Genomic DNA, 24,764 nt, shown 5'->3' on the forward strand with positions numbered 1-24,764 from the left:
GGGTGGTAGATTCGCAATTTGTGTCTTGGGTAATCATTTGCTTTGTTTTGGCACAAAATTTCGCTCAATGAACGATTAGTTCTATTTCGCTCATTTCGCGCCAAAACAAAGCAAAGCACTACCGCCATTACTTCGATTGTTTGAAAGACACAAATCGTAGAATCTAAAAAAATTGTCATTGCGAGGCAGTTTGAGCGATAGCGAAAACAACGAAGCAATCCAAAATAAAAATTAAACAGACATAGATTGCCACGAAAATGCTACGGATTTTTTCGCAATGACGGAATAAATAACACAGATTCTGCGAATCACACAAAAAATCGCAGAATCTAGCGTGAAAATATATTAGATTCTGCGAAAATTATCCTAAAAAAAAGGAAACAAATTTTTATAAATTTGCGGTTTTTGCTTGATTTGGTATTGACATTTGAATGAATTTTTTACTAAAATTTCGCCTTTTTTAGAAATTAGGCTTTTGCCTTTTCAAGGATTTAAAAATATGGAAAAAATGCGACTAAAACTAAAAGCTTACGACCACAGAGTGCTTGATAGGTCGGTTGGCTCGATTGTAGAGACTGCGAAACGCACAGGTTCTGAAATCATCGGTCCTATCCCGCTCCCTACAAGGAAGCGAAAATACACCGTCTTGCGCTCTCCGCATATCAACAAAGATTCGCGTGAGCAATTTGAAATGCGAATCCACAGCAGAATCATAGACATTATGTCCGCTACGCCAGATACGGTTGATAGCCTTATGGGGCTTGATTTAGCACCAGAAGTGGAAGTCGAAGTAACCTTTATAAATTAAGGATTTAAAAAATGGAATTTGTTGTAGAAAAAATCGGTATGAGTAGGACGCTAGGCGAGAAAAGCCAAGCCGTTACGCTACTAAAAATCGTAGATTCAAAGGTGTGTGAGTTGTTAGAAAATGGCAAGGCAATCGTGGCATACAAAAAAGGCAAAGCGTTCAATAAGCCACTAGCAGGGCAACAAAAGAAATATAATATCACCAAAGAATTTAATCGATTCGCAACTTTGAGCGTAGCAAACAAAGAAGTCGGCAATTTGGATTTGAGCGTATTGGAGAGTGCGAAGCGTGTAAAAGTGTCCTTTAAAACCAAAGGGCGCGGATATAGCGGGGTAATGAGACGATGGAATTTTCAAGGCGGTCCTGCGGCGCACGGCTCACGCTTTCATCGCGCTCCCGGTTCGATTGGTAATAGAGAGTGGCCCGGACGCGTCCAAAAGGGCAAAAAAATGGCTGGACATTACGGCGATGAGCTAGTGAGCGTTCAAAATGAAGTTTTGTCTTTTGATAAAGAAAATGCGATTCTTGTGCTAAAAGGCTCAAGCGCGGGTTATGATGGCGCATTTGGGCGAATCCAAATTATCAAATGAGATTCATAAAAAGGGATTAGAGATGAGTAAGGCAATAATTTTAGATAAAGATTTTAAAAAATCCACAGATAGTTCAAAAAATTATGTTGCGCTTCCTAGTGAATACGCGGAAATCAAAGAGCATAATTTATATTTGTATGTCAAATCTTATTTGGCGTCTTTGCGCCTAAATAGCGCGAAAGCAAAGACTAGGGGCGAAGTTAGTGGCGGTGGCAAAAAGCCGTGGAGTCAAAAAGGTGGCGGACGCGCTAGGGCTGGGAGTATTACTTCGCCTGTATTTGTCGGCGGTGGTGTTTCACACGGACCAAGCAACAATCGCAACTATGATATTAAAATCAACAAAAAGCAAAAAAAACTTGCGCTAAATTACGCGCTTTATCAAAAGGCGGTTGAAAATAAGCTCTTTGTGGTAGATTCGCTTGATGTGAAAAGTGGCAAAACAAAGGACGCGTTTAAGATTTTCAAAAGCCTAAATGAGCGCAACGCACTATTTGTAACGGCAAGTAATAGTGATGAGACTTTTTTGGCATTTAGGAATTTGCAAGATTGCTATTTGGTGGATTTAGATGAAGTCAATGCTTATTTAATCGCGGTTTTTAAATGCGTAGTCATCGAAAAATCCGCATTTGATGAGCTTATAAAAGGTGGTAAATAATGGCAGACATAACAGATATTAAATCAATTTTATATACCGAAAAGTCCCTAAGTCAGCAAGAGAGTGGCATTATCGTAGTGCAAACTGCCACAAATGTCAGCAAAAATCAACTACGCGCCCTTTTTAATGAATATTTTGGATTTAACCCATTGCGAATCAATTCTTTGCGACAAAGTGGCAAAGTGAAGCGGTTTCGTGGCGTAAAAGGCACAAGAGCGGATTTTAAGAAATTCTATGTCAAAGTGCCAGAGGGCGCCAAGATTGAATCTCTTAAAGTGTAGAATCGCTAAAAGTATAATTTAAAGGACGAAAGAAATGGCTATTAAAACCTATAAACCCACAACGCCAAGTAGGCGTTTTATGACAAGCCTTAGCTCAAATGATATTACCGCAAAGGCTAGTGTGCGCTCTTTGCTTAAAAAGCTAAAAGTAACCGCAGGGCGCAATAACAACGGACGAATCACTTCACGCCACAAAGAGGGCGGGGCAAAAAAGCTATATCGAATCATCGACTTTAAGCGCAACAAGCTAAATATCGATGGCATTGTCAAAGCAATCGAATACGACCCATTTAGAAACTGCCGAATCGCGCTTATTTGCTATGCAGATGGCGAAAAGCGATATATTTTGCAACCAAATGGATTAAAAGTTGGCGATAAGATTGTGGCGGCAAATGAAGGCATAGATGTAAAAGTCGGCTATTCGATGAAGCTAAAAGCGATTCCCTTAGGTAGCATTATCCACAATATCGAAATTTATCCCGGAGCTGGTGGGCAAATCGCTAGAAGTGCGGGAGCGAGTGCGCAACTTATGGGGCGTGAGGGCAAATACTCTATCATTAAAATGCCAAGTGGTGAGATGAGATATATTTTAGAAGAATGTCGCGCGACAATCGGTAGCATAGGCAATGAGGATTATATCAATATTTCGCTAGGCAAAGCGGGTAGGGCAAGGCATTTGGGGATTCGCCCACAAACGCGTGGTAGTGCGATGAACCCTATTGACCACCCACACGGCGGTGGCGAGGGTAAAACGGGTTCTAGCGGACACCCTGTTTCGCCTTGGGGCACTCCAGCAAAAGGCTATAAAACAAGGCGTAAAAAACCTAGCGATAGACTAATAATTTCAAGAAGGAAAAAATAATGGCAAGGTCGATTAAAAAAGGTCCATTTGTTGATGATTATTTGGTAAAAAAAGTGGCAAAGGCAAAAGAGAGCAAGGACAACAAGCCCATTAAAACTTGGTCGCGCAGAAGCACGATTACGCCTGAAATGATAGGGCTAACTTTCAATGTCCATAATGGAAGGGCGTTTGTGCCTGTGTATATCACCGAATCGCATATCGGCTATAAACTTGGCGAATTTGTGCTGACAAGGACATTTAAAGGGCATAAAGGCACTGTGCAAAAGAAAATAGGCAAATAGTAGGGAGAAAAAATGAGCAAAGCATTATTAAAATACATTAGACTATCGCCCATAAAAGCGCGACTTATCGCAAGGGAGATTCAAGGAATGAATGCGGAGTTGGCATTAGCGACTTTGGAATTTGCCCCAAATAAAGCAGCGCGGGTGATTTATAAGGTTTTGGCGTCCGCTGTTGCTAATGGCAATTATGATGCACAAAGCGTGATTGTGAAATCTTGCAGAATTGACGCCGGTCCTGTGCTTCGCAGAATGTCGCCACGCGCAAGGGGTAGGGCAAATATGATTCGCAAACCCACAGCGCACATTTTGGTAGAAGTGGCAACTGAAAGTGAGATTGCCAAAGCTAAAATCGCAGAATCCACCAAAAAATCAAAAATCACAGAATCTAAAAAAACAAATAAAAAAGCAGATTCTGCGCCAAAAAGCGTAAAATCTAATAAAAACGCAGAATCTAGCAAATCCAAAGATTCTGCGAAAGTTTCAAAAACAGCTTCAAAAGCAAAAGATTCTGCGCCAAAAGATTCTGCGAAAATCGCAGAATCTAAACCAAAAAGCACCGCAAAAGCAACTACAAATAAAAAAGATGAGGACAAGTAAATGGGACAAAAAGTCAATCCAATCGGGCTTAGATTAGGTATCAATAGAAATTGGACTTCAAGGTGGTTTCCATCACAAAAAGTTACGATTCTAAACATTGGCGAGGATTATAAGATTCGCAAATTTATCAAAAAAGAGCTTTATTACGCGGGGATTAGCGAGATTATCATCGAGCGCACCACAAAGAAAATCAAAATCACCGTAAGTGCGGCGCGCCCGGGTCTTATCATAGGCAAAAAAGGCGCAGACATCGAAAAAGTAAAAGAGTCTCTTAAAAAATTAGCCCAAAAAGATGTCGCCATAAATATTAGAGAAACGAAAAAACCGCAATCAAACGCGCAATTAGCCGCCGAAAATGTTGCTATGCAATTAGAGCGCAGGGTTGCATTTAGGCGCGCTATGAAAAAAGTAATGCAAAGTGCGATGAAATCAGGCGCAAAAGGCATAAAAGTCAAAGTCGCTGGGCGTTTGGCAGGGGCTGAAATGGCTAGGACAGAATGGTATATGGAGGGCAGAGTGCCACTTCATACGCTTCGCGCGAAAATCGACTATGGATTCGCAGAGGCGATGACGACTTTTGGGATTATCGGCGTTAAGGTTTGGATTTTCAAAGGCGAGATTTTGCAAAAGGGAATCCAAGCCGAGAAAAAAGACTCCGAAGTTGAAGTCCGCAAAAAACGAGCGAGATAAAGTTAAAGAGAGGAAAAAGCTATGTTAATGCCTAAAAAGACAAAATATAGAAAGCAAATGAAAGGGCGCAATCGTGGTAAAGCTATGCGTGGCAGTAAAATCGCATTTGGCGACATTGCGATAAAGGCTATCGAGGCAGGGCGAATCGATTCGCGCCAAATCGAAGCGGCAAGGATTGCGATGACTAGGCATATCAAAAGGACGGGGAAGATTTGGATTCGCGTATTCCCCGACAAGCCAATCACCGCAAAACCACTTGAAACGCGTATGGGTAAAGGTAAAGGCGCGGTTGAAAAATGGGTTATGAATATCAAACCGGGTCGAATCATCTATGAAATGGTGGGCGTTGAGGAAAATTTGGCTAGGGCGGCTTTGGCACTAGCGCAAAGCAAACTCCCATTTAAAACAAAAATCATAACAAGCGAGAGTGAAAATGAAATCTACTGATGTGTTGAAATTTAAAGATATAAAAGATAAAGACATTAAAGAATTGCAGTCGCTTTTGAAAGAAAAAAAGCTCAAACTTTTTGAATTGCGATTGCAGTTAAAGACTATGCAACTAACGGATTTTGCGCAAATTTCGGTGGTTCGCAAAGAGATAGCGCGAATCAATACCGCGATTTCAGCTAAAAGCGCAAGTTAAAATAAGGAAGTAAAAATGAGCGAGAAAAAATCTTTTAAACGGCTAATTCAAGGCAAAGTCATAAAGAAAAGTGGCGATAAAAGTTTTAGCGTGTTGGTTGAGCGCAAGGTGCTTCACCCAAAATATCGCAAAATTGTAAAGCGATTCAAAAAATACATTATCCACGATGAGAATAATTCGTGCAAAGTGGGCGATGTGATTGAAGCAATCGAATGCAAACCCATTTCTAAAAACAAAGCATTCAAACTAAATAAAACCATAAGCGCGGGAGTTGAGTGATGATTCAGAGTTTTACTAGAATGAATGTAGCCGATAATAGTGGCGCAAAAGAATTGATGTGTATTAAGGTTTTGGGCGGAAGTCATAGGCGGTATGCGAGTTTGGGCGATGTTGTCGTGGCGAGTGTGAAAAAGGCAATCCCAAATGGCAAAGTCAAAAAAGGCGATGTCGTAAAAGCCGTGATTGTTCGCACAAAAAAAGAGATTCATAGAGACAATGGCTCATCAGTGCGATTCGATGATAATGCCGCTGTGATTTTGGACGCTAAAAAAGAGCCAATCGGCACACGAATCTTTGGTCCTGTGGGCAGAGAAGTGCGCTATGCAAACTTTATGAAAATCGTTTCATTAGCACCAGAAGTGCTGTAAGTGAGGTAAGAGATGATTAAATTTGCTATCAAAAAAAATGATATGGTAAAGATTATCACAGGCGATGACAAGGGCAAAGAAGCGAAAGTTTTGCAGGTTTTGCCAAAAAAATCGCAAGTGATAGTTGAGGGTTGCAATGTCGTTAAAAAGGCGATTAAGCCAACCGATGACAATCCAAAAGGTGGATTCATCACAAAAGAGAAGCCCATTCATATCTCAAATGTTAAAAAGCTGTAAGGAAGTAGAATGTATCAATTAAAAGAGCTTTATGCAACGGAAATTAAGTCAAAGTTGATGAAAGAGTTTGATTTCAAAAATCCTATGCTTGTCCCAAAAATCGAAAAGATTGTGATAAGCGTGGGTGCGGGAGATTATGCCAAAGATGCGAAGATTATCCAAAATATCGCTGATACCATTTCGCTGATTGCTGGGCAAAAGGCGATTATCACTCACGCCAAAAAATCTGTGGCAGGATTTAAGATGCGCGAGGGAATGCCAATGGGTGTGAAAGTTACGCTTAGGGGCAAAAAAATGTTTAACTTTTTAGAAAAGCTAATCGTCATTTCTTTGCCACGCGTGAAAGACTTTCGTGGGATTCCACGCAATGGATTTGATGGCAGGGGGAATTACAACTTTGGGATTAAAGAGCAACTCATTTTCCCTGAAGTAGTGTATGATGACATTATGGTAACGCACGGAATGAATATTACGATTGTAACTTCGGCAAATAACGACAAAGAGGCATTTAAACTACTCGAATCATTCGGTATGCCTTTTGCAAAAGGGAGATAAATATGGCAAAAAAATCAATGATAGCAAAAAACGGACGCAAGGCGAAATTTAGCGCACGAGCTTATAGCAGATGTCAGATTTGCGGACGCCCAAAATCTGTATATCGATATTTTAAGCTATGCAGAGTTTGTTTGCGAAAAATGGGAAGCGAGGGCTTAATCCCCGGACTTCGCAAGTCTAGCTGGTAAGGAGATTCAAATGGTAAATGATATAATCGCAGATTCAATCACTAGGATTAGAAATGCGTCTATGAGGCGATTAGAGCATACGAATCTATACTATGCGAAAATTGTCGTCTCTATTTTGGCAGTTTTTAAGGCAAAGGGATTCATCAAAGATTATCGCGTGAATGACAAAAATGGCAAACAAAACATTACCGTGCTTTTGGGCTATGATGAAAATGGCAAGTCGCTAATTAGCGAGTTAAGGCGCATTAGCAAACCCGGACGCCGAATCTACAAGTCCCGCGATGAGTTAAAACGCTTTAAAAACGGCTATGGCACGATTGTAGTTAGCACGAGCAAAGGCGTGATTGCAAATGACGAAGCCTACAAAAATAATGTCGGCGGCGAAGCACTTTGCAGTATTTGGTAGGAGGAAGTTATGTCAAGAATTGGTAAGCAGTCAATCACTATCCCAAAGGGCTTGGAAGTCGCAGTGCAAGGCTCTAAAATCATCTTTAAAGGCGCAAAAGCGCAAAAAGAGTTAGAGACGCACAATCGCGTGAATATTTCGCTAAAAGATGGCGTTTTGAGCTTTGGATTAAAAGATTCACAAAAAGGTTCAAAGGATGGCGCGAATTTAGAGGGGCTGAATCTAAACGCATTTTGGGGGACTTATCGCGCTTTGGCAAATAATATTGTTATCGGGCTTACAAGTGGTTTTAGCAAACAGCTTGAAATTAACGGCGTGGGCTACAAAGCAGCGGTAAAAGGCAATATTTTGGAGCTATCTTTGGGCTTTTCGCACCCGATAAATTATGAGATTCCAAAAGGCGTGGAAGTAAATATTGACAAAAATATCATCACGCTAAAAGGCAATGATAAGCAACAAATCGGGCAGATTGCCTCTGAGATTCGTGCGTTTCGTCCGCCAGAGCCTTATAAAGGCAAGGGTGTGAAATATGTCGAAGAGACGATTTTACGCAAAGCCGGCAAAACAGCCAAAAAATAATGTGAGGTTAAAAAATGTTAGAAACAAACTTAAAACTTAAAAAGCGACTTACACAAAAGCGCAAAGCACGAGTTCGTGGGCGAATCGTAGGTGATTCAAACACTCCACGAGTTAGCATTTTTCGCTCAAATAAATATTTTTACGCACAAGCGATTGATGATTCGCGTGGATTCACACTAGCAAATGTCGATGGCAAAAAAATGGGCTTAAAAAACAACAAAGACGATGTGAAAAAACTAGCGCAATCTTTTGCCAAAAGCCTAAAAGACGCTGGGATTCAAAAAATCGTATTTGATAGAAACGGATATTTGTATCACGGCGTTGTGGCGAGTTTTGCGGATAGTTTGCGCGAAAATGGCATAGTTTTTTAAAGGATTTGGAAAATGGAAGTAAATAAAGAAGAATTCAAAGAAGTAGTCGTAAATATCGGGCGCGTTACAAAAGTCGTCAAAGGTGGGCGCAGATTTCGCTTTAATGCCCTTGTTGTCGTAGGCAACGAAAAAGGGCTAGTGGGATTTGGGCTAGGCAAGTCAAAAGAAGTCCCTGATGCGATTCGCAAGGCAATCGATGATGCGTTCAAAAATATCATCAAAGTAAATATCAAAGGCACGACAATCGCCCACGACATTGAGCATAAATACAATGCAAGTCGCATTTTGCTTCGCCCTGCAAGTGAGGGGACAGGCGTGATTGCGGGTGGTTCTGCGCGTCCTGTGATTGAGCTTGCTGGGATTCGCGATATTTTGACAAAGTCGCTAGGTTCTAGCAACCCATATAATGTCGTCCGTGCGACTATCGATGCTTTAAGCAGAATCAAAGCATAAATAAATTTTAAGGACAGAGAAATGTTAGAGAGAATCAAACCAGCCAAAAATAGCGTAAAATCCATTAAAAGAGTAGGGCGCGGACAAGGTAGCGGTATGGGCAAAACCTCTACGCGTGGTGGCAAAGGACAAACTGCAAGGACAGGCTACAAGCAAAAAATCGGCTTTGAGGGCGGACAGCAACCACTCCAAAGGCGATTGCCAAAAGTGGGCTTTAAAAGTCGCGTAGAAAAACCGCTTGTAATAAATGTCGATAAATCCGCAAAGATTGAATCTTTAAGCGAAATTACGATTCAATCGCTTAAAGAACTCTATGGCTTTTCGGCGCAAGTCAAAAAAGTCAAACTTATCGGCAAAAAAGCAAAGGATTTTGCTCTAAAAATCAAAGATGAAAATATCATCACAAGTAGAATGCAAAACGCAGAATCTACCAAATCTAGCGTAAAAAACGCAGAATCTAAAAGCGATAAATAATGAATAAAACCATAATAAATAAAATTTTAATCACACTCGCATTTTTGTTGGCGTATAGGGTTTTGGCGTATGTAACCATACCCGGCGTTGATGCAGATGTGCTAAAACAATTTTTTGATAGCAACAAAAACAACGCGCTTGGGCTATTTAATATGTTTAGCGGACAAGCGGTTGAGCGATTTAGCATTATTTCGCTTGGCATTATGCCCTACATTACGGCGTCAATCGTTATGGAGCTACTTGCTGCCACTTTTCCAAATTTAGGCAAACTCAAAAAAGAGCGCGATGGTATGCAAAAATATATGCAAATCATTCGCTACGCCACAATCGCAATCACGCTAGTTCAAGCCGTAAGCGTGTCAATCGGGCTAAAAGCGTTAGAGGGCAATTATGGCAATGCGATTTTGATTGATAGCAATATGTTTGTGCTAATCTCTGCCGTTTCAATGCTTGCTGGGACAATGATGCTTATGTGGATTGGAGAGCAGATTACGCAAAGGGGCGTTGGCAATGGCATTAGTTTAATCATCTTTGCGGGGATTGTTGTTGGGATTCCATCAGCCATCGGGCAGACTTTTGATTCGATAAGCAAAGGCGAAATAAATATCATCGTTTCGCTTGTAATGCTTGCAGTGGTGCTTGGGACGATTTTTATTATCGTATATATCGAGCTTGCCGAGCGGCGAATCCCCGTTAGCTACGCACGAAAAATCATTATGCAAAATCAAAACAAGCGCATTATGAATTATATCCCTATCAAAATCAATTTAAGTGGCGTGATTCCGCCCATTTTTGCCTCTGCGGTGCTGATTTTCCCATCTACTATTTTGCAAGCATCTAGCAACAAAACTATGCTTGCCATTTCGGATTTTTTAAGCCCAAATGGTTACGCATATAATGTGCTAATGTTTGTTTTGGTGGTGTTTTTTGCGTTTTTCTACTCATCAATCGTATTTAACGCCAAAGACATTTCGGAAAATCTCAAACGACAAGGCGGATTCATACCCGGACTTCGACCGGGTGAGGGAACGGCAAATTTTCTAAATACTACCGCAAGTAATCTCACCTTTTGGGGTGCGATTTATTTGGCGTGTATTTCGACAATCCCTTGGATGGTGCTAAAAAGTGCGGGGATTCCATTTGTCTTTGGCGGGACTGCGGTGCTTATTGTCGTGCAAGTGGCGATTGATACGATGAGGCGAATCGAAGCGCAAATTTATATGAATAAATACAAAACTTTGAGCGCGACAGGGTTATAATGGCTATCGCAATACGAAATAAAAAAGAAATAGATTCGATGAGAAAACCTAGTCAAATCGTAGCTGGTGCGCTAAATCTTGTGCGTGAAAATGCCAAAGAGGGCGTGAGTTTAGAAGAGCTAAATAATATCGCCGATGACTTCATACAATCAAAGGGCGCAAAGGCTTCATTTAAGGGGCTTTATGGATTCCCCAAAGCCATTTGCCTATCGGTAAATGAAGTCATAATTCACGGCATACCAGATTCATATAAACTCAAAAATGGCGATATTTTGGGCGTGGATATTGGCGTAGAATGTGGCGGTTGGTTTGGCGATGGCGCGATTACTTGTGGCATCGGAGCGATTAGCAAGGCAGATGAAAAAGTCATCGATTGCTCCCGCTCCGTGCTTTTAAGCGCGATTGATAGCCTAAAAGTCGGTATGCGATTTAAAGAGTTAAGCAAATTGCTTGAAGACTCCATTATCGCGCGGGGATTCGTGCCACTTCGCGGATTTTGCGGACACGGAATTGGCACTCGTCCGCACGAAGAGCCAGAGATTCCAAATTTTTTAGAATTTGAGGCAAATCAAGGTCCAAAGATACGAAATGGTATGGTTTTTTGCATTGAGCCTATGGTTTGCCAAAAAAATGGCAATCCAAAGATTTTGGACGATAAATGGTCAGTTGTCGCAGAGGACGGGCTAAATGGCGCACATTACGAGCATACAATCGCAATGATAGATTCAAAGCCCGTGATTTTGACAGAGATTTGAGTTGCGAATCTAAATTTTAAGGGAGGTTTTATTTTGGGCGTTAGGCGCGATGATAAAGAAAAAAAGAAAAAGGCAAAAGATGATGTTATCGAGCTTTATGGCAAAGTCATTGAGGTTTTGCCAAATGCGACTTTTCGCGTGGGCTTGGAGAATGATTATATTGTCTTATGCCACATTGCAGGGAAGCTTAGAATGCACTATATACGAATCCTAACAGGCGATATAGTGAAATTGGAGCTTACGCCTTACAGCATTGACAAAGGGCGAATCACTTTGCGCTACAAAAATGAGGACATTCAAAAAGAGCCAGAGTTGATTGAGATTCAAAAACGATTAGACGCAAAATATAAGTAGAATTTAAACTATGAAATTATATAATTTGCGTTTTTGATTCGTGAAATTTAAATTAAAGGAGAAAAAATGAAAGTTAGACCGTCGGTAAAGAAAATGTGTGATAAATGCAAAATTATCAAACGCAATGGAGTGATTCGCGTAATCTGCGTAACTCCAAAACATAAACAAAGACAAGGATAGAAAATGGCTAGGATTGCTGGTGTAGATTTGCCAAAGAAAAAACGCGTAGAATACGCGCTGACTTATATTTATGGCATTGGTTTGAAAAGTTCGCGGGATATTTTGAATGCAGTGGGATTGTCCTTTGATAAGCGCGTGAGCGATTTGAGCGAAGATGAAGTCTCCAAAATCGCCAAAAAGATTCAAGAGGGCTACATCGTAGAGGGCGATTTGCGCAAAAAAGTTACGATGGATATTAAGTCGCTTATGGAGATTGGGAGCTATCGTGGGATTCGCCACAGAAAGGGACTCCCTGTGCGCGGACAAACGACCAAAAACAACGCTAGAACCCGCAAAGGCAAACGCAAAACCATAGGTAGCAAATAAGGAGTAAGAATGGCAAAAGCAAATACAAAAGCGACAAACGCGAAAACAACAAAGCGAAAATCCGCTAAAAAAAGCATTGCAAAGGGCATTATCCATATTGCAGCGACTTTCAACAACACGGTTGTAACCATTAGCGATGAGATGGGCAATGTGCTTTGCTGGAGCACGGCTGGTGCGCTAGGATTCAAAGGTAGCAAAAAATCCACGCCCTACGCCGCACAGCAATCAGTCGAATCCGCGCTAATGAAAGCAAAGGAATTTGGCATAAAAGAAGTCGGCATTAAGATTCAAGGACCGGGCAGTGGGCGCGAAACCGCAGTAAAAAGCGTGGGCGCAGTTGAGGGCATAAAAGTGCTTTGGCTAAAAGATGTTACGCCACTGCCACATAATGGTTGCAGACCACCCAAACGAAGACGCGTATAAAAGGAGCATTCAATGGCACGATATTTAGGACCTGTGGAGAAATTAGAGCGAAGATTCGGTGTGAATCTTGATATGAAAGGCGAGAGACGACTAGCAGGAAAATGCGCCATAAACAAGCGCAAATACGGACCCGGACAGCACGGACAAAGTGGCGGGAAAATCAGCGATTACGGATTGCAGTTGCGCGAGAAGCAAAAAGCAAAGATTATGTATGGCATATCCGAGCGACAATTTAGGCTCATTTTCAATGAAGCCAATCGCATCGAGGGCAACACAGGGGAAAATCTCATTTCGCTTTTGGAGCGCAGACTTGATAATGTCGTATTTCGTATGGGCTTTGCCACTACGCGCAGATTCGCGCGTCAGCTTGTTACGCACGGGCATATTTTAGTCGATGGAAGGCGCGTAAATATCCCGTCCTTTGTGGTAAAAGCTGGGCAAAAAGTTAGCGTCAAAGAAAAAAGCACAAACAACGCACAAATCAAGCGTTCTTTGGAGCTGACAAAGCAAACAGGAATCGTCCCTTGGGTAGAAGTCGATGAAAACAAATGCTTTGGCATTTTCACGCGCCTACCGCAAAGAGATGAAGTTGTGATTCCTATCGAAGAGAGACTAATTGTCGAGTTGTATTCTAAATAATTAAATTTTTCAAGGTGGTGTTATGAAAACTATTAAAACTTTTCCTTTTGTGCCTACAAATATCGATGTAGAGCCCATTTCGCAGAATCGCGCTAAAATCTCCGCATATCCATTTGAGACAGGATATGGCATAACCATAGCCCACCCGATTCGCAGATTGCTTATGACTAGCTCTGTGGGCTATGCGATTATCGGCATTAAGATTGAGGGCGTTACGCACGAGTTTGATTCGATTCGCGGGATTACCGAAGATGTGTCGCTTTTTATTATAAATTTGCGCAAATTGCAGTTTGTAATCAAAAATCCCGACACAAATCAGGTGGTGGTGCATTACTCATTTTCAGGCGAAAAGATTTTGCTTGGCAATGATTTAAAAAATGACGAAGTTGAAGTCGTAAATAGCGATGTTTATCTCGCCACAATCAACGATGACGCAAAAATCAGCTTTTCGCTCATCATAAATAAAGGCATAGGATTTGTGGCAAGTGAGGATATTCGCGGGACGATTTTAGATGGATTTATCCCGCTAGATGCGTATTTCACGCCTGTGAAAAATGTCCTTTATGAGATTGAAAATGTGCTTGTCAAAGATGACCCGACTTTTGAAAAAGTTATCTTTGATATTGAGACAGATGGGCGGTTGAGCGCGATTGAGGCGTTTAAAGATGCGATGAGCACTATGGATAATCAGCTTAATATTTTTAGGTCGGAGTTAAAGATTGCAAGTAAAGTCACGCGCGAGGCGGAGGCAGAATCTGGCATAGACAAAGTGCTTTTGCAAAAAATCGACACGCTAAATTTCAGCGCGAGATGCTCAAACTGCCTTGATAAAAAGGGGATAAATTATATCGGCGAGTTAGTTTTGATGAAAGAGAGCGAGCTAAAAGATATCAAAAATTTAGGCAAACGCTCTTATGATGAGATTGTCGATAAGCTAAAAGAAATCGGCTATGAAGTCGGCGCATTGTTGCCAAACTCCACAAGAGAGGCGATTTTAAAAAAAATAAGCAAAGGAATGTAAAATGAGACACGCAAATGATTATAGAAAGCTCGGGCGCACAAGCTCGCATAGAAAGGCATTGCTGAAAAATCTATCCATCGCGCTAATCACGCACGAGAAAATCACCACAGGACTTTTTAAAGCAAAAGAATTGCAAAGCTACATCGAGCGAATCATCACCACCGCAAAGGGCGATGATAAGAGCAACGCGCATAGGCAGATTTTTGCTAAATTGCAAGACAAAAAAGCGACTAAAAAAGTCATCACCGAAATCGCACCAAACTTTGCAAACCGCAATGGCGGATATACTAGCATTCACAAAATCGGCACAAGACGCGGTGACGCCGCAGAAATGGCAGTGATTGAATTTGTAAAATAGGGCAGAGTGCTTGAATTATAAATCTTATCGCAAAGTAGCCTTTGTTGTGGCGATTTTTGCTGTTTTGTTTTTGAGTGCTTGTGAGCGCACTGACTATCAGCACCCCATTCATCGCTATCATCAGCAAAATAATAAATAAGCTACTTCCAAAATTGCATTTTCCAAAATCGCATTTTATGCCGAATCTTGCGCGTAGATTTATGAATCCTATCATAAAATCTTGCGATATTTAGCGCATCTTTGCCTAAATCCGCATTCTTGCTGATATTTGCAATGCGTGTGCGATAAACAGATAAATGTTGCCCCTCCCCGCGCCGAAAAGCAAGATTTGGCGGTTGTAAGAAAATATTATCAAAAAAATCAAAGATTTTCTTTTCATAAAATTCTTTTGGATTAAAATTATCCAAAAATAGTGGCTCATTTCGCATAGATTCATAAGCATTATTGTCATTGTCGATTCGTTTCACTTCCTCCACTAGCGCGTCCAAATTTGCAAAATTATGCGCGTTTATAAAGGCTTTTGGATTGATTTTGTATTCTAATAAATGTGATGAAATATTTGGGATTCGAGTGTCAATCGAATCTAAATCATTTGGGTTATAAAGGCTTCTATTTCCCCCCCCCTCGATAAATCTGCCCCCCCCCTCGATAAATCTGCCCCCCCCCCCTCGATAAATCTGCCCCCCCCCATCGATAATATCTGCCCCATTTATATCATTAGCAAATCCACTTCGCAAACTTGTATCACCCCAATAAATAGGCACACACCCCGCACTATATGCGTCAAATAGCTTTTCTGTCAAATATCCCGCACAGCTTGAATTTTCAAAGCATAAGTTAAATTTGTAGCTTTGCAACCATTCGTGCTTGTTTTCTACCGCGCCACCGATATTATTGCGCCATTTGCCACCTGAATCCACGCATTTATACGCACTCAACTTATCAAAAAATCGCTCACGCAGCACCGCCCCGCCATTGCTTACCATATACGCGCAAAATTTCTCCCGCGCATTTAGATTTCTACGCGCCAAATTATGATTATAAAGCACAAACAAAGGCACACGCAAATATCGCTCCCCAAAGTCCATAAAATCATAAGCGATACCATAATCCATAAGATTCCAATCTATGCGGACATTTTCGCCCGTGTAAAAGATTTTCACGCAATCATATTCAAAATGCTTCTCGCCAAAGGGGGCGCAAAGCAAAAAATCGGGCTTTTTTGAGTAAATAATCTCGTATTTTTGGCTTAAAATTTTTACAAACGGATTTGCGCAGAAATTCGCTTCCGTGTCATCACTCCACCAATCAACTATACGCATTTTGATTTTTGGACGCATTTTGATTTGTGATTTTTTTGCCATCGCAAGTCCTTTTTTGAAATTTATAGGCGAATTATTGCATTTTTATTTTAAATCTACGCTGATTATTACGCCAAATCTTGGGCGATTTTTGCTATGAATTAGGGGCGGAGCGATAGAAAATTTTTTAAGATTTTTACTTTTTAAATTGACAAATGAGATTCTGCGATTTTAAAACAAAACGAAACATTTTTATGTGAAAAACGCAGAATCTAACGCAAAATCGCAGAATCTAGTGTGAAAAATATTTAGATTCTGCGAATCGCCACAAAACGCAGAATCTATCGCAAAAATCGCAGAATCTAAACGCCATAAATTCGCAGAATCTCGCAATGACGAGAAAATGGCAGATTCTGCGCTTTGTGTAAGTTTCCCCGATTTCACATAAAATTCGCAATTTCTTCCTAAATCGCATTTATTTTTGCGATATACTTTCACATTTAAATCACACAAAAAAGATTTTTTATGAGTTTTTTTAACAAGTTGAAGTTAGCGACAAAAATAGTGCTATTTATAAATGGCGTGGTGGTGCTGTTTTTGGCGATTATGGCGTATATTATTTATGCGCGAAGTAGCGACATTCAGTTCAAAGAGAGCAACGCGCTGATTGAGAATATCACAAATACTTATGCCACGCTTATGGTCGGCTCCATTGGCGATGCGGTGGCGAGTATTAAGACTATCAAAGTCCCACTTGAAGAGCAAATCAACTCCGTGCGAAATCAATCAATGATGGCAAATATCGTGCTTGGCGCACTAAACTCGAATGCTTTGGCATCTTGGACTTATCTCTATCTCAAAAATCACAGCGCATTTAAGGGCGAAAATATCGCCGATTCAAGGCATCGACTGCCAAATGGAGACTTTTTGATTTTGGCAGAAGCACCGCAAAATGACTTATCACAGCCCGGTAAGATAGTTCAGGCAGATTCTGTGATTTTGAGTTTTCGCGGACTTGCAAAGGCATTTGCCACGAAGAAAATCGCCGTTTCTCCGCCTGACTCAAAGGTCGTAAATAAGCATTCGATGTATGGCATTAGCATAAATATCCCCATTTTGCGCGGGGGTGAAGTCATCGGCGTGATTGGCGTTGTGATTCGGATGAATCCTTTTAGGCAACTCATCATCGATGAACTCGCCAAAGGGCACATAAAAGGCGCCGTGCCATTCGTGCTAACTGATGATGGGACGCTGATTGTCCATAGTGATTTAGGCATACAAAATAAAAAATTAACGGACGTAAATCCCCACAAAAGCGCAGGCGACTTGCTCCAAATAGTGCGAGAGCATAGAAATGGCATCGTGCATTATCGCTCGGTAAGCGGTAATGAAGGATTTGCGAGTATTCACTCATTTGAAGTGACGCCAGATAGCGGGACTTGGTGGGCGATGGTGCTAAATGCGCCCGAAGACTCGGTGTTAGAGCCTGTGCGAAACTTGCGAAATATCATCATAATCGCTACGATTGTAGCACTTGGGGCGATTGCCGCGATTATGAGCTGGTATATCAAAGCACGACTAATTAGCAGAATCCAAAAGATTGGCGATAAACTCCACGATGTCTTTAAGTATCTAAACTACGAAACAAAGGCAAAACCACAACCGCTAAAAATCAACGCCGATGACGAGCTAGGCGATATGGGTGTCACGCTAAATCAAAATATCGAGCGAACGCAAAATACAATCGATGCAGATTCTGCGGTGGTGAAAGAAGTGGTGGATTTGGTAGATGAAGCCAAAAAGGGGCGATTTGGCAAGCTCATTGAAAAAAGTAGCCTAAATCCGCAAACCGAAAAGCTAAAAGATTCGCTAAATGAGATGAGTAAAACGCTCTATGCGCTTGTGGGCGGGGATTTAAGCAGGGCAGCGCAAATCTTTGAAGCATATCAAAAAAATGACTTCACCCCACGCATCGCAAATCCGCAAGGATTGGAGCATAGCGTAAATACGCTAGGTGATTCGATTGTGGCGATGCTAAAAGATTCTGCGAAATACGCAAAAGAGTTGGATAATCAATCAAAAATCCTTAAAAAATCAATGGAGCATTTAAATGACAGCGCGCAAAAGCAAGCAGCTTCACTTGCGCAAAGTGCCACAGCGGTGCAAAACATAAGCGATTCAATGCATAGCGTAAGCGACAAAACAAATGAATGCACGCAACAAGCAGAAGACATAAAAAATATCGTAAAAATGATAAAAGACATCGCCGACCAAACGAATTTACTCGCGCTAAATGCGGCGATTGAAGCAGCGAGGGCGGGAGTGCACGGGCGCGGATTTGCCGTAGTCGCTGATGAAGTGCGAAAGCTCGCCGAGCGGACAAATAAGAGTTTGAGCGAGATTGAGGCGACTGTGAATATTTTGGCGCAATCTGTAAATGAAATGAGCGAAAATATCCAAGAGCAAACAGATGGTTTGCGGCAGATTAGCGAAAATATCATCGAGCTAGAAGCTGTGACACAGGGCAATGTCAAAGTAGCAAATGAAACAAACAAAATCACCGATGGGGTGAATGGCATTGCAAGTGCGATTTTGGATGATGTGAAAAAGAAAAGTTTTTAAGGCGAGATTTGTGCGAAATGTATGAAATTCGCAGAATCTGCGGGGATTTTTGCGAATTTCGCGGGAGAATTTTTGCGCTAGATTCTGCGAATTATTATGGGGAAATTCTTGCGAAATTTATATTTTATGCTAAAATTTTGCCTTTATTTTTAAAAAGTTAGAGAATTTGATGAAATATATTTTGCTTATGCGACCTTATCAATGGAGTAAAAATCTCTTTATTTTTGCCCCTGCATTTTTTGGATTTAGCGAGTTTAGATTGGCGGATTCTGCGAATTTATTGCTTTGCTTTGTGGCGTTTTGTTTGCTTGCAAGTGGGATTTATGTGATAAATGATATTTTGGATAAAAACACCGATAAACTTCACCCACAAAAATGTCTGCGTCCCATTGCGTGTGGGAAAGTTAGCATTTTAAATGCTAGTGTTTTTGCATTTGCGCTAATTGCGTTTGCGTTTTTGGTGATTGCTTCTATTTCAAATTGGGGGGGGGGGGACGAACACCTTTCGCAGAATCTAGCGCATAATTCGCAGAATCTAAATGCAAATTCGCAGAATCTATCGCAGAATCTAATCACAACTCCGCAAAATCTCTCCATTTTCCTCCCTTTTATTTTTTATATTATTTTAAATATCGCTTATAGTTTTTATCTCAAACACATTGCGATTTTGGATATTTTTATTATTGCAAGTGGGTTTGTCCTCCGCTTATTTGTGGGTTCTGTGGCGACAAATATTTCACTTTCACATTGGATTATTATTACGACTTTTTTGCTTGCATTATTTTTGGCGTTAGCAAAGCGGCGCGATGAGATTATGGTATGCAAACAAGCGAAATATTCCGCCTACAATCGCACATTTTTAGATATTGCGATGAGTATTTCTGCCTCGCTTGTGATGGTGGCATATATTTTTTACAGCATTGATTTGAGTGTAAATGAGCGATTTGGAACGCACTCGCTTTATTTGACTAGCGTTTTTGTGCTACTTGGGATTTTTAGATATATGCAAATCACTTTTGTGAATATGGATTCTGGTGACCCTGCGAAAATTTTGCTAAAAGATAGATTTTTGCAATGCACGATTTTAGCGTGGTTTGTGAGTTTTGTCGGTATTGTGATTTTAAAAATATGAAAGGAAAAAGATGAGAGAAAATAGAATGTATTTTTACGCGCTAATTGCGCTGTGCTTTGGGGTTTTGTGTGTGTTTGTAGTGTTTGGCGTTAGGCATTTGGAGATTGAGTTTTTAGAAGCGACAAAGGGCGATGAGTTCCCGCAGATTCTGCAATTTGAGAATATGTATGAAGGTGCGCTAGCATTAAATATAAAGCAATTTTTTGCCTTTGGATTTTATAATTATGGATTTGTTTATTATGTGCTAAATTTATTTGTAACTGCGCCATTTTTTGCACTTGATAATTACGCACTTGCCATTTATGCCCCTAGAATCTTAAATGCTATTTTTGTGCTTTTAAATGTGGTGCTTCTTTATCGTATCGCGCGATTATATTTAAATGCCAAAAATGCTTTTCTTTTGGTGTTGATTTTTGTCTCAATGGGTGGATTTTGGTTAGGTGGATTTAATATCAAACCAGATTTTTTTCAAAGTTTTTTTATTTTGCTTTGTGCGTATTTTTTGCTGTTAGATTCTGCGAAATTTGGAAAAAATTATTATTTTGCCATTGTTGCTTTGGGACTTGGCGTGGGTATTGCAAAGTTTCAAGCGGTGATGTTTCTCCCGCTAATTTATTGCTATATTTGCCTGCCTTGTGTTTTGGAGTTTAAAAAGCAAAATATTTTTGTTGCTTTCAAGCGTCTTTTTGTGGCGAGTGTGGCGATTTTTGCACTTTGGATTATCACAAATCCATATCTTTTGCATCCGCGCGGGGCAAGGGCGTGGTGGAATATGTTTGAGGGAAATATGAGTAGCAATGCCACAAATCACGGGTCATACATAATGCCAAGTTTGAGTGATAAGATTTTTAAGGTTGTGGATTTTTATTATTTTGAGATTTTTGTGTTTGTGATTTTGGTGGCGATTTGTGCGTATTTTTTGGTGCGATTTTTAGTGAAAAAAGATGCTAGATTCTGCGCGATTGTTAGCATTATTGCAGGATTTGGCATTTCGCTTTTATATTTGCTATTTTGTGTGAATAAAATTTGGGCGAGTTATTACATTTCGACAATTTCGCTTGGGGTTGTGATTTTAGGAATTGGGGGGGGGCAGATTATGAAAAATCACTCAACAAAATTTTTTAGCGTAATTTTAATTTTACAAATATTTTTTGGCATAGCAAATGGTGCTTATGGTAGCGTTTTTAGCGATAAAAAGGATTTGGATTTTATAAAACAGCGAAGCGAAATGATGATTTTCGCACTAAAAAAAGTCGCCCCACAAGGCAAAATCTATAATGTGCTTACAAACAACACTGCCTTTGCGTATTTGGAGTTAGGACTAAAACCAAAAAATATTTTTAATGTCTATGGGCGATTGGATAAGCAGGGATTTGTTTATGAAGAGTGGGCGAAAAAACCGCATACTTTCGCATTTGCGCCAAAGGATTTTATTGTGCTTTTTAAAGATTCTGCGTTTTTTGGTGACAATTTGCATAATGATAAAAATTTGGCATTAAGCATTGAGGTGCTAAAAGAGTTAGATTCTGCGAAATTGCCGTATAAAAAAGTCTTTGATGATGAAAATTTAGTGATTTATCAAAATATAGATTTTGCGCATAGTTTAATCGCAGAATCTCCCGTAGATTCTGCGAATGGAGGTGCAAAATGAGTAAAATTATTTTATTTTGCATTGGGGCATTTGTGCTATTTAAAATCTCGCGTTTAAGGGATACTTTAAAGTTTCAAATGATTAGTTATCGCGTGGGAATTGCGCTATTTTGCTTTGTGCTAATGCTATTTATCATCGCAAGTGTAGGATTTGTGCTAAAAATCCAAATAAATGCACTTTATTTTTATATCGCGCTGTGCGGTAGTTTGCTATTTTTGCTAAAAAATAATGAATGCAAAACTTTAAGTGCTGTGGCGTTTTTTGGCGTTTTTATCTTTGCGATTTTTATGGCGTTGTATTTTTATGATTATAGTTGGGATGGTAGGGCATATCATCAAATTGGGATTTATTATCTTGCAAATGGATGGAATCCAATCTATGAGAAAATGGATGAAGTCGCGGATTTAAGGCAGTTTTTAAGTCACGAACTTTGGGTTACGCATTATTTGAAGTTTGCAGAAATCACGCAATCTTGCATTTACAAGGCATTTGGAGCGATTGAGAGCGGAAAGGCAATCAATTATATTTTTGTATTTGGGGCATTTTTTTACGGCGTGGCGGTGCTTGGGAGATTTAAAAATATAAATTTTACAATTATTGTTTTGCTTGTATTTTTGGCGGTGTTTTCGCCTGTGGTGATGGCGCAAATTGGGACTTATTATATTGATGGATGTTTGGGAGTGGCGATAATTTTTGTGATTTTTGCGATGATTGATTTGGATTCTGCAAAATTCGCAGAATCTAGCGCAAAATTCGCAGAATCTGCCATAGATTCTGCGAAAATACTGCCAAAAGCAATATTTATTTTGGCACTTCTTGCCACTGCTAGTATTAAACTCACAGGCATCGCTTATGCTGGATTTATCGGCATTTCGTATTTGCTATATCAAATCTATCGCAAGGATTTTAAGGCGGCAAAGGCGATATTTTGCTGTGGGGCGATTGCGTGTGTGCTAATTATTATTTGCAATGTAAATCCACTGCTTACAAATCAAGCGCAAAATGGGCATTTTGGATATCCTTTGATGGGGAAAGATAAGATTGATATTATCGCCTCGCAACAACCAAAGGATTTTGCAGAAAATAATCGCTTTGCCAAACTCGCAAAATCGCTTTTTGGTAAATCGCAGAATCTCGGGCAAAATGGCGAAAGTTCGCTAAAAATTCCATTTTTACGGCATAGCGATGAGCGACTTGGCGATACGGATACGCGAATTGGCGGATTTGGATATTATTTTAGTGGGATTATTTTGCTGTGCCTTGCGATGATTGCGCTAAATTTTAGGAAGTTTTCACATAGGGATTTTATGTTTTTATTTTGCGTGATTTTGGGGTCGGTGATAATAAATCCAGAATGCTGGTGGGCGAGATATGTCCCGCAAATGTGGATTTTGCCTTTTATTATAATTATTTTTAGTTATTTTTTTATGCTAAATAAATTTTCGCAGATTCTGCGGGTGGGTGCTATTTTTTGCCTAATTTTGACTTTTTTATCCACGGCAAATTTTCCGCTAAATTTTTGGTATAAAAATAACATAAAATCGCAGTTAGCAAATCTCCCAAATGAAAAGATTTATATTTATTTGCCCGGGATGGAAAAGTCCTTTGGCATTAAACTTTTGGAGAGGGGATATGAAATGGAGATATTAGATAAAGACGCATTTTTGGCGCGTAAAAATGGCGGGGAGAAATTTTATCCATTAAAAAATGTGCTTGATGTGGGAGGATTTTGGAATGTCGCAGATATTGAAAATCAAACGCAAAACGCAGAATCCACCGCAAAAAACGCAGAATCTAGCACAAAAAACGCAGAATCCACCGCAGAATCTAAATAAAAATGGAGGTTTAGAAATGTTAGCATTTATTCCACTGATTTTATTTTCCGTGCTTTTGAATGCCATCGCGCAATTATTGCTAAAAAAGGGGATGAGTAGCGAGGCATTAGAATTAAGCGGTGCGTTTATTTTGAAATGTGCGCTAAATCCATTTATTTTAGGCGGACTTGGGATTTATGCAATTAGCATTGTTGCGTGGTTAATCGTTTTGGCAAAGGTGCAAGTAAGCGTGGCGTATCCATTTTTGGCGTTAGGATTTGTTTTTAGCGCGGTTGTGGCGCACTTTGCCTTTGGCGAGGTGCTTAATGCAAGTAAAATTGCTGGGATTGGTCTTATTTGCGTGGGATTAGTTCTTTTAACGATGAAGGGGTAGCGATGAAAAGATATATTGTGATTGGCGGCAGTGGATTTGTGGGGAAATATGCGATAAATGCGCTAAAAGAGGCGATTGAGATTTCGCGCATAAAAAAAGGCGAAATTATAAATATCGATATTACCCAGCCAAATGCCAAAATGGCGAAGTTTATTAAATGCGATATTGCAAAAAATGTAGATTTTGAGTTTTTGCAAAATGATGTTGTGATACATTTAGTAGCGCGGGCATATTCGCCAAAACCGCCGATAAAGGCATTTTCTCCGCATTGCCTAAAAGAATATTTTTTTGATGTAAATGTTTGCGGGACAAAAAATATTTTGCAAAAAATGCAAGAGTGCGGGTGTAAAAATCTCATTTATTTTAGCACGGATATGGTTTATGGAGTGCCACAATATTTGCCGATAGATACTTCTCATCCACGCAATCCCATTGGATATTATGGTAAAAGCAAAAAGGAAGCAGAAGATTTGATTTGCAAAAATGCTACGGGGGGGGGGATTTGTGCTACAATATTCCGCCCAAGGATGATTTTAGGTGCTGGGCGATATGGCATTTTGCTGAAATTATTTCGCTTAATGGAGTTAAATTTGCCCCTTCCGCTTATTGGCAATGGGGAAAATTGCTACCAAATGGTAAGCGTGAAAGACTGCGCAGAGGCAATCATTTGCGCGATAGAGCAGGGCATCCCAAATGATATTTTTAATTTAGGTTCGCAAAATCCGCCAAAAATCAAAGAACTTTTAAAGTTTGTCATAGAGCAGGGCGACTCAAAAAGCATTCTTTTGCCAACCTGGGGGCGAGGCGTTAAGTGCATTTTGAGTGCGTTAGAATTTTGCGGTGCGGCGCTGATGTATAAAGAGCAGTTTGCCATTGCGGATAAGCAATATATTATCGATATTTCCAAAACGCAGAATCTGCTTTGCTGGCGACCAAAAGAGGGCGATTGCGATATGCTATTAGAGGCGTTTCAATATTACAAAGAAATGAAGTGCAAAATGTAGATTCTGCGAATTTGTGGCAAAATCGCAGAATCTAACAAAATCGCAGAATCTGCGTTAGATTCTGCGCGTTTTGGTAATTTTCGCAGAATCTAGCGGAGATTTTTTAGAAACTATTGCATTTTTTAGAAAAATAAATGTAAAATGCGCCTTTTAAAATCATCAAAAAGGACTTGG

The 24,764-nt window shown here is 40.2% G+C and carries 37 protein-coding genes and 2 pseudogenes; 37 read left to right on the forward strand and 2 right to left on the reverse strand.

Features of this window, described 5'->3' with window-relative positions:
- Positions 1-499: 499 nt before the first annotated feature.
- The 30 genes and pseudogenes from rpsJ to ACWIUD_RS10070 all read left to right on the forward strand — a co-directional run bounded on the left by rpsJ (position 500) and on the right by ACWIUD_RS10070 (position 14,811).
- Positions 500-808 carry a 30S ribosomal protein S10 gene (gene rpsJ / locus ACWIUD_RS09925; RefSeq protein ID WP_454134643.1) on the forward strand — a complete coding sequence of 103 codons (309 nt, stop codon included), beginning with the start codon at positions 500-502 and terminating at the stop codon, positions 806-808.
- An 11-nt stretch (positions 809-819) separates the two neighbouring features.
- Entirely contained in the window at positions 820-1,398 is a 579-nt protein-coding gene (gene rplC / locus ACWIUD_RS09930) for a 50S ribosomal protein L3 (RefSeq protein WP_454148771.1), read from the forward strand.
- Positions 1,399-1,420: 22 nt separating this feature from the next.
- On the forward strand, positions 1,421-2,053 hold the full coding sequence (gene rplD, locus ACWIUD_RS09935) for a 50S ribosomal protein L4 (RefSeq protein ID WP_454148835.1): 633 nt from the start codon (positions 1,421-1,423) through the stop codon (positions 2,051-2,053).
- Entirely contained in the window at positions 2,053-2,334 is a 282-nt protein-coding gene (locus ACWIUD_RS09940; RefSeq protein ID WP_454148772.1) for a 50S ribosomal protein L23, read from the forward strand. Before rplD ends, ACWIUD_RS09940 begins: the two co-directional genes overlap by 1 nt.
- Positions 2,335-2,368: 34 nt before the next feature.
- Positions 2,369-3,196: a 50S ribosomal protein L2 gene (rplB, locus tag ACWIUD_RS09945; RefSeq protein WP_454148773.1), complete on the forward strand. Its 828-nt coding sequence runs from the start codon at positions 2,369-2,371 to the stop codon at positions 3,194-3,196.
- Positions 3,196-3,477: a 30S ribosomal protein S19 gene (gene rpsS, locus ACWIUD_RS09950; RefSeq protein WP_454134651.1), complete on the forward strand. Its 282-nt coding sequence runs from the start codon at positions 3,196-3,198 to the stop codon at positions 3,475-3,477. Before rplB ends, rpsS begins: the two co-directional genes overlap by 1 nt.
- Before the next feature lie 12 nt (positions 3,478-3,489).
- A pseudogene (gene rplV, locus ACWIUD_RS09955) lies at positions 3,490-3,825 on the forward strand (50S ribosomal protein L22); the annotation flags it as partial.
- 249 nt (positions 3,826-4,074) lie between these two features.
- The gene (rpsC, locus tag ACWIUD_RS09960; protein WP_454148774.1) at positions 4,075-4,764 is read left to right on the forward strand and encodes a 30S ribosomal protein S3; all 690 of its coding nucleotides are present in this window, start codon (positions 4,075-4,077) and stop codon (positions 4,762-4,764) included.
- A 21-nt stretch (positions 4,765-4,785) separates the two neighbouring features.
- On the forward strand, positions 4,786-5,211 hold the full coding sequence (rplP, locus tag ACWIUD_RS09965; protein ID WP_454148775.1) for a 50S ribosomal protein L16: 426 nt from the start codon (positions 4,786-4,788) through the stop codon (positions 5,209-5,211).
- Entirely contained in the window at positions 5,198-5,407 is a 210-nt protein-coding gene (rpmC, locus tag ACWIUD_RS09970; RefSeq protein WP_454148776.1) for a 50S ribosomal protein L29, read from the forward strand. The genes rplP and rpmC overlap by 14 nt, the downstream gene beginning before the upstream one ends.
- A gap of 15 nt (positions 5,408-5,422) precedes the next feature.
- A complete protein-coding gene (rpsQ, locus tag ACWIUD_RS09975) occupies positions 5,423-5,686 on the forward strand; it encodes a 30S ribosomal protein S17 (RefSeq protein ID WP_454134656.1) in 264 nt (87 codons plus the stop codon).
- Positions 5,686-6,054, forward strand: coding sequence for a 50S ribosomal protein L14 (gene rplN, locus ACWIUD_RS09980; RefSeq protein WP_454134658.1), 369 nt, complete (start codon positions 5,686-5,688; stop codon positions 6,052-6,054). Before rpsQ ends, rplN begins: the two co-directional genes overlap by 1 nt.
- 12 nt (positions 6,055-6,066) lie before the next feature.
- Positions 6,067-6,291 (forward strand): 50S ribosomal protein L24, encoded by a 225-nt coding sequence (gene rplX / locus ACWIUD_RS09985; protein ID WP_454134660.1) that lies wholly within the window; start codon positions 6,067-6,069, stop codon positions 6,289-6,291.
- Between the two features lie 9 nt (positions 6,292-6,300).
- Entirely contained in the window at positions 6,301-6,846 is a 546-nt protein-coding gene (gene rplE / locus ACWIUD_RS09990) for a 50S ribosomal protein L5 (protein ID WP_454134662.1), read from the forward strand.
- Positions 6,847-6,848: 2 nt separating this feature from the next.
- On the forward strand, positions 6,849-7,034 hold the full coding sequence (locus ACWIUD_RS09995) for a type Z 30S ribosomal protein S14 (RefSeq protein WP_454134663.1): 186 nt from the start codon (positions 6,849-6,851) through the stop codon (positions 7,032-7,034).
- Positions 7,035-7,044: 10 nt separating this feature from the next.
- A complete protein-coding gene (gene rpsH / locus ACWIUD_RS10000) occupies positions 7,045-7,440 on the forward strand; it encodes a 30S ribosomal protein S8 (protein WP_454134664.1) in 396 nt (131 codons plus the stop codon).
- A 9-nt stretch (positions 7,441-7,449) separates the two neighbouring features.
- Positions 7,450-8,019 (forward strand): 50S ribosomal protein L6, encoded by a 570-nt coding sequence (gene rplF / locus ACWIUD_RS10005; RefSeq protein ID WP_454134666.1) that lies wholly within the window; start codon positions 7,450-7,452, stop codon positions 8,017-8,019.
- Positions 8,020-8,033: 14 nt separating this feature from the next.
- A complete protein-coding gene (gene rplR, locus ACWIUD_RS10010; protein WP_454148777.1) occupies positions 8,034-8,390 on the forward strand; it encodes a 50S ribosomal protein L18 in 357 nt (118 codons plus the stop codon).
- Between the two features lie 12 nt (positions 8,391-8,402).
- Positions 8,403-8,843, forward strand: a complete 441-nt coding sequence (gene rpsE / locus ACWIUD_RS10015) for a 30S ribosomal protein S5 (RefSeq protein ID WP_454148778.1) — start codon at positions 8,403-8,405, stop codon at positions 8,841-8,843.
- 21 nt (positions 8,844-8,864) lie between these two features.
- On the forward strand, positions 8,865-9,317 hold the full coding sequence (gene rplO, locus ACWIUD_RS10020) for a 50S ribosomal protein L15 (protein ID WP_454148779.1): 453 nt from the start codon (positions 8,865-8,867) through the stop codon (positions 9,315-9,317).
- Complete coding sequence (secY, locus tag ACWIUD_RS10025) at positions 9,317-10,576, forward strand: preprotein translocase subunit SecY (protein WP_454148780.1); 1,260 nt, start codon at positions 9,317-9,319, stop codon at positions 10,574-10,576. Before rplO ends, secY begins: the two co-directional genes overlap by 1 nt.
- Entirely contained in the window at positions 10,576-11,331 is a 756-nt protein-coding gene (gene map / locus ACWIUD_RS10030) for a type I methionyl aminopeptidase (protein ID WP_454148781.1), read from the forward strand. Before secY ends, map begins: the two co-directional genes overlap by 1 nt.
- Positions 11,332-11,364: 33 nt before the next feature.
- Positions 11,365-11,616, forward strand: a pseudogene (infA, locus tag ACWIUD_RS10035) (translation initiation factor IF-1); the annotation flags it as partial.
- A 135-nt stretch (positions 11,617-11,751) separates the two neighbouring features.
- Complete coding sequence (rpmJ, locus tag ACWIUD_RS10040) at positions 11,752-11,865, forward strand: 50S ribosomal protein L36 (protein ID WP_454134674.1); 114 nt, start codon at positions 11,752-11,754, stop codon at positions 11,863-11,865.
- A 3-nt stretch (positions 11,866-11,868) separates the two neighbouring features.
- Positions 11,869-12,231, forward strand: coding sequence for a 30S ribosomal protein S13 (gene rpsM / locus ACWIUD_RS10045; RefSeq protein ID WP_454134676.1), 363 nt, complete (start codon positions 11,869-11,871; stop codon positions 12,229-12,231).
- A gap of 9 nt (positions 12,232-12,240) precedes the next feature.
- Positions 12,241-12,654 carry a 30S ribosomal protein S11 gene (rpsK, locus tag ACWIUD_RS10050; protein ID WP_454134678.1) on the forward strand — a complete coding sequence of 138 codons (414 nt, stop codon included), beginning with the start codon at positions 12,241-12,243 and terminating at the stop codon, positions 12,652-12,654.
- A gap of 12 nt (positions 12,655-12,666) precedes the next feature.
- Positions 12,667-13,293 carry a 30S ribosomal protein S4 gene (rpsD, locus tag ACWIUD_RS10055; RefSeq protein WP_454148782.1) on the forward strand — a complete coding sequence of 209 codons (627 nt, stop codon included), beginning with the start codon at positions 12,667-12,669 and terminating at the stop codon, positions 13,291-13,293.
- A 22-nt stretch (positions 13,294-13,315) separates the two neighbouring features.
- Positions 13,316-14,314 (forward strand): DNA-directed RNA polymerase subunit alpha, encoded by a 999-nt coding sequence (locus tag ACWIUD_RS10060; protein ID WP_454134682.1) that lies wholly within the window; start codon positions 13,316-13,318, stop codon positions 14,312-14,314.
- A 1-nt stretch (position 14,315) separates the two neighbouring features.
- Positions 14,316-14,672: a 50S ribosomal protein L17 gene (rplQ, locus tag ACWIUD_RS10065; protein ID WP_454148783.1), complete on the forward strand. Its 357-nt coding sequence runs from the start codon at positions 14,316-14,318 to the stop codon at positions 14,670-14,672.
- A gap of 10 nt (positions 14,673-14,682) precedes the next feature.
- On the forward strand, positions 14,683-14,811 hold the full coding sequence (locus tag ACWIUD_RS10070) for a hypothetical protein (protein ID WP_454148784.1): 129 nt from the start codon (positions 14,683-14,685) through the stop codon (positions 14,809-14,811).
- 1 nt (position 14,812) lies between these two features.
- Here the strand turns inward: ACWIUD_RS10070 and ACWIUD_RS10075 are convergent, their stop codons facing one another.
- Positions 14,813-16,036, reverse strand: a complete 1,224-nt coding sequence (locus ACWIUD_RS10075; RefSeq protein WP_454148785.1) for a glycosyltransferase family 10 domain-containing protein — start codon at positions 16,034-16,036, stop codon at positions 14,813-14,815.
- A gap of 189 nt (positions 16,037-16,225) precedes the next feature.
- Positions 16,226-16,417, reverse strand: coding sequence for a hypothetical protein (locus ACWIUD_RS10080; RefSeq protein WP_454148786.1), 192 nt, complete (start codon positions 16,415-16,417; stop codon positions 16,226-16,228).
- A gap of 81 nt (positions 16,418-16,498) precedes the next feature.
- On the opposite strand from ACWIUD_RS10080, the gene ACWIUD_RS10085 reads away from it, so the two are divergent.
- From ACWIUD_RS10085 to ACWIUD_RS10115, 7 genes are read left to right on the forward strand one after another with little or no spacing between them, the layout of a single operon-like run.
- On the forward strand, positions 16,499-18,595 hold the full coding sequence (locus tag ACWIUD_RS10085; protein WP_454148787.1) for a methyl-accepting chemotaxis protein: 2,097 nt from the start codon (positions 16,499-16,501) through the stop codon (positions 18,593-18,595).
- 8 nt (positions 18,596-18,603) lie between these two features.
- The gene (locus ACWIUD_RS10090) at positions 18,604-18,756 is read left to right on the forward strand and encodes a hypothetical protein (RefSeq protein ID WP_454148788.1); all 153 of its coding nucleotides are present in this window, start codon (positions 18,604-18,606) and stop codon (positions 18,754-18,756) included.
- An 8-nt stretch (positions 18,757-18,764) separates the two neighbouring features.
- Entirely contained in the window at positions 18,765-19,727 is a 963-nt protein-coding gene (locus ACWIUD_RS10095; protein WP_454148789.1) for a UbiA prenyltransferase family protein, read from the forward strand.
- A 10-nt stretch (positions 19,728-19,737) separates the two neighbouring features.
- Positions 19,738-21,378 carry an ArnT family glycosyltransferase gene (locus tag ACWIUD_RS10100; RefSeq protein WP_454148790.1) on the forward strand — a complete coding sequence of 547 codons (1,641 nt, stop codon included), beginning with the start codon at positions 19,738-19,740 and terminating at the stop codon, positions 21,376-21,378.
- Positions 21,375-23,213: a hypothetical protein gene (locus ACWIUD_RS10105; protein WP_454148791.1), complete on the forward strand. Its 1,839-nt coding sequence runs from the start codon at positions 21,375-21,377 to the stop codon at positions 23,211-23,213. Before ACWIUD_RS10100 ends, ACWIUD_RS10105 begins: the two co-directional genes overlap by 4 nt.
- Positions 23,113-23,586 carry a DMT family transporter gene (locus ACWIUD_RS10110; protein ID WP_454148792.1) on the forward strand — a complete coding sequence of 158 codons (474 nt, stop codon included), beginning with the start codon at positions 23,113-23,115 and terminating at the stop codon, positions 23,584-23,586. The genes ACWIUD_RS10105 and ACWIUD_RS10110 overlap by 101 nt, the downstream gene beginning before the upstream one ends.
- Before the next feature lie 2 nt (positions 23,587-23,588).
- Complete coding sequence (locus ACWIUD_RS10115) at positions 23,589-24,590, forward strand: NAD-dependent epimerase/dehydratase family protein (protein ID WP_454148793.1); 1,002 nt, start codon at positions 23,589-23,591, stop codon at positions 24,588-24,590.
- Positions 24,591-24,764: the final 174 nt, after the last annotated feature.

The sequence above is a fragment of the Helicobacter sp. 23-1044 genome, from assembly GCF_053654695.1.

What these genes read in the sequence shown, in the direction of transcription:
- ACWIUD_RS09940 (WP_454148772.1), top strand. Translation starts at nt 2,053, where the DNA reads ATGGCAGACATAACAGATATTAAATCAATTTTATATACCGAAAAGTCC.
- ACWIUD_RS10095 (WP_454148789.1), top strand. Translation starts at nt 18,765, where the DNA reads ATGAAATATATTTTGCTTATGCGACCTTATCAATGGAGTAAAAATCTC.
- ACWIUD_RS10060 (WP_454134682.1), top strand. Translation starts at nt 13,316, where the DNA reads ATGAAAACTATTAAAACTTTTCCTTTTGTGCCTACAAATATCGATGTA.
- rpsJ (WP_454134643.1), top strand. Translation starts at nt 500, where the DNA reads ATGGAAAAAATGCGACTAAAACTAAAAGCTTACGACCACAGAGTGCTT.
- rplD (WP_454148835.1), top strand. Translation starts at nt 1,421, where the DNA reads ATGAGTAAGGCAATAATTTTAGATAAAGATTTTAAAAAATCCACAGAT.
- rplB (WP_454148773.1), top strand. Translation starts at nt 2,369, where the DNA reads ATGGCTATTAAAACCTATAAACCCACAACGCCAAGTAGGCGTTTTATG.
- rpmC (WP_454148776.1), top strand. Translation starts at nt 5,198, where the DNA reads ATGAAATCTACTGATGTGTTGAAATTTAAAGATATAAAAGATAAAGAC.
- rpsS (WP_454134651.1), top strand. Translation starts at nt 3,196, where the DNA reads ATGGCAAGGTCGATTAAAAAAGGTCCATTTGTTGATGATTATTTGGTA.
- rpsH (WP_454134664.1), top strand. Translation starts at nt 7,045, where the DNA reads ATGGTAAATGATATAATCGCAGATTCAATCACTAGGATTAGAAATGCG.
- rpsD (WP_454148782.1), top strand. Translation starts at nt 12,667, where the DNA reads ATGGCACGATATTTAGGACCTGTGGAGAAATTAGAGCGAAGATTCGGT.
- ACWIUD_RS10100 (WP_454148790.1), top strand. Translation starts at nt 19,738, where the DNA reads ATGAGAGAAAATAGAATGTATTTTTACGCGCTAATTGCGCTGTGCTTT.
- ACWIUD_RS10115 (WP_454148793.1), top strand. Translation starts at nt 23,589, where the DNA reads ATGAAAAGATATATTGTGATTGGCGGCAGTGGATTTGTGGGGAAATAT.
- rpsE (WP_454148778.1), top strand. Translation starts at nt 8,403, where the DNA reads ATGGAAGTAAATAAAGAAGAATTCAAAGAAGTAGTCGTAAATATCGGG.
- map (WP_454148781.1), top strand. Translation starts at nt 10,576, where the DNA reads ATGGCTATCGCAATACGAAATAAAAAAGAAATAGATTCGATGAGAAAA.
- ACWIUD_RS09995 (WP_454134663.1), top strand. Translation starts at nt 6,849, where the DNA reads ATGGCAAAAAAATCAATGATAGCAAAAAACGGACGCAAGGCGAAATTT.
- rplO (WP_454148779.1), top strand. Translation starts at nt 8,865, where the DNA reads ATGTTAGAGAGAATCAAACCAGCCAAAAATAGCGTAAAATCCATTAAA.
- rpsQ (WP_454134656.1), top strand. Translation starts at nt 5,423, where the DNA reads ATGAGCGAGAAAAAATCTTTTAAACGGCTAATTCAAGGCAAAGTCATA.
- rplP (WP_454148775.1), top strand. Translation starts at nt 4,786, where the DNA reads ATGTTAATGCCTAAAAAGACAAAATATAGAAAGCAAATGAAAGGGCGC.
- rpsK (WP_454134678.1), top strand. Translation starts at nt 12,241, where the DNA reads ATGGCAAAAGCAAATACAAAAGCGACAAACGCGAAAACAACAAAGCGA.
- rplE (WP_454134662.1), top strand. Translation starts at nt 6,301, where the DNA reads ATGTATCAATTAAAAGAGCTTTATGCAACGGAAATTAAGTCAAAGTTG.
- rplX (WP_454134660.1), top strand. Translation starts at nt 6,067, where the DNA reads ATGATTAAATTTGCTATCAAAAAAAATGATATGGTAAAGATTATCACA.
- secY (WP_454148780.1), top strand. Translation starts at nt 9,317, where the DNA reads ATGAATAAAACCATAATAAATAAAATTTTAATCACACTCGCATTTTTG.
- rpsM (WP_454134676.1), top strand. Translation starts at nt 11,869, where the DNA reads ATGGCTAGGATTGCTGGTGTAGATTTGCCAAAGAAAAAACGCGTAGAA.
- rplN (WP_454134658.1), top strand. Translation starts at nt 5,686, where the DNA reads ATGATTCAGAGTTTTACTAGAATGAATGTAGCCGATAATAGTGGCGCA.
- rpmJ (WP_454134674.1), top strand. Translation starts at nt 11,752, where the DNA reads ATGAAAGTTAGACCGTCGGTAAAGAAAATGTGTGATAAATGCAAAATT.
- ACWIUD_RS10110 (WP_454148792.1), top strand. Translation starts at nt 23,113, where the DNA reads ATGTCGCAGATATTGAAAATCAAACGCAAAACGCAGAATCCACCGCAA.
- ACWIUD_RS10085 (WP_454148787.1), top strand. Translation starts at nt 16,499, where the DNA reads ATGAGTTTTTTTAACAAGTTGAAGTTAGCGACAAAAATAGTGCTATTT.
- rplQ (WP_454148783.1), top strand. Translation starts at nt 14,316, where the DNA reads ATGAGACACGCAAATGATTATAGAAAGCTCGGGCGCACAAGCTCGCAT.
- ACWIUD_RS10075 (WP_454148785.1), bottom strand. Translation starts at nt 16,036, where the DNA reads ATGGCAAAAAAATCACAAATCAAAATGCGTCCAAAAATCAAAATGCGT.
- rplR (WP_454148777.1), top strand. Translation starts at nt 8,034, where the DNA reads ATGTTAGAAACAAACTTAAAACTTAAAAAGCGACTTACACAAAAGCGC.
- rplC (WP_454148771.1), top strand. Translation starts at nt 820, where the DNA reads ATGGAATTTGTTGTAGAAAAAATCGGTATGAGTAGGACGCTAGGCGAG.
- rpsC (WP_454148774.1), top strand. Translation starts at nt 4,075, where the DNA reads ATGGGACAAAAAGTCAATCCAATCGGGCTTAGATTAGGTATCAATAGA.
- ACWIUD_RS10105 (WP_454148791.1), top strand. Translation starts at nt 21,375, where the DNA reads ATGAGTAAAATTATTTTATTTTGCATTGGGGCATTTGTGCTATTTAAA.
- rplF (WP_454134666.1), top strand. Translation starts at nt 7,450, where the DNA reads ATGTCAAGAATTGGTAAGCAGTCAATCACTATCCCAAAGGGCTTGGAA.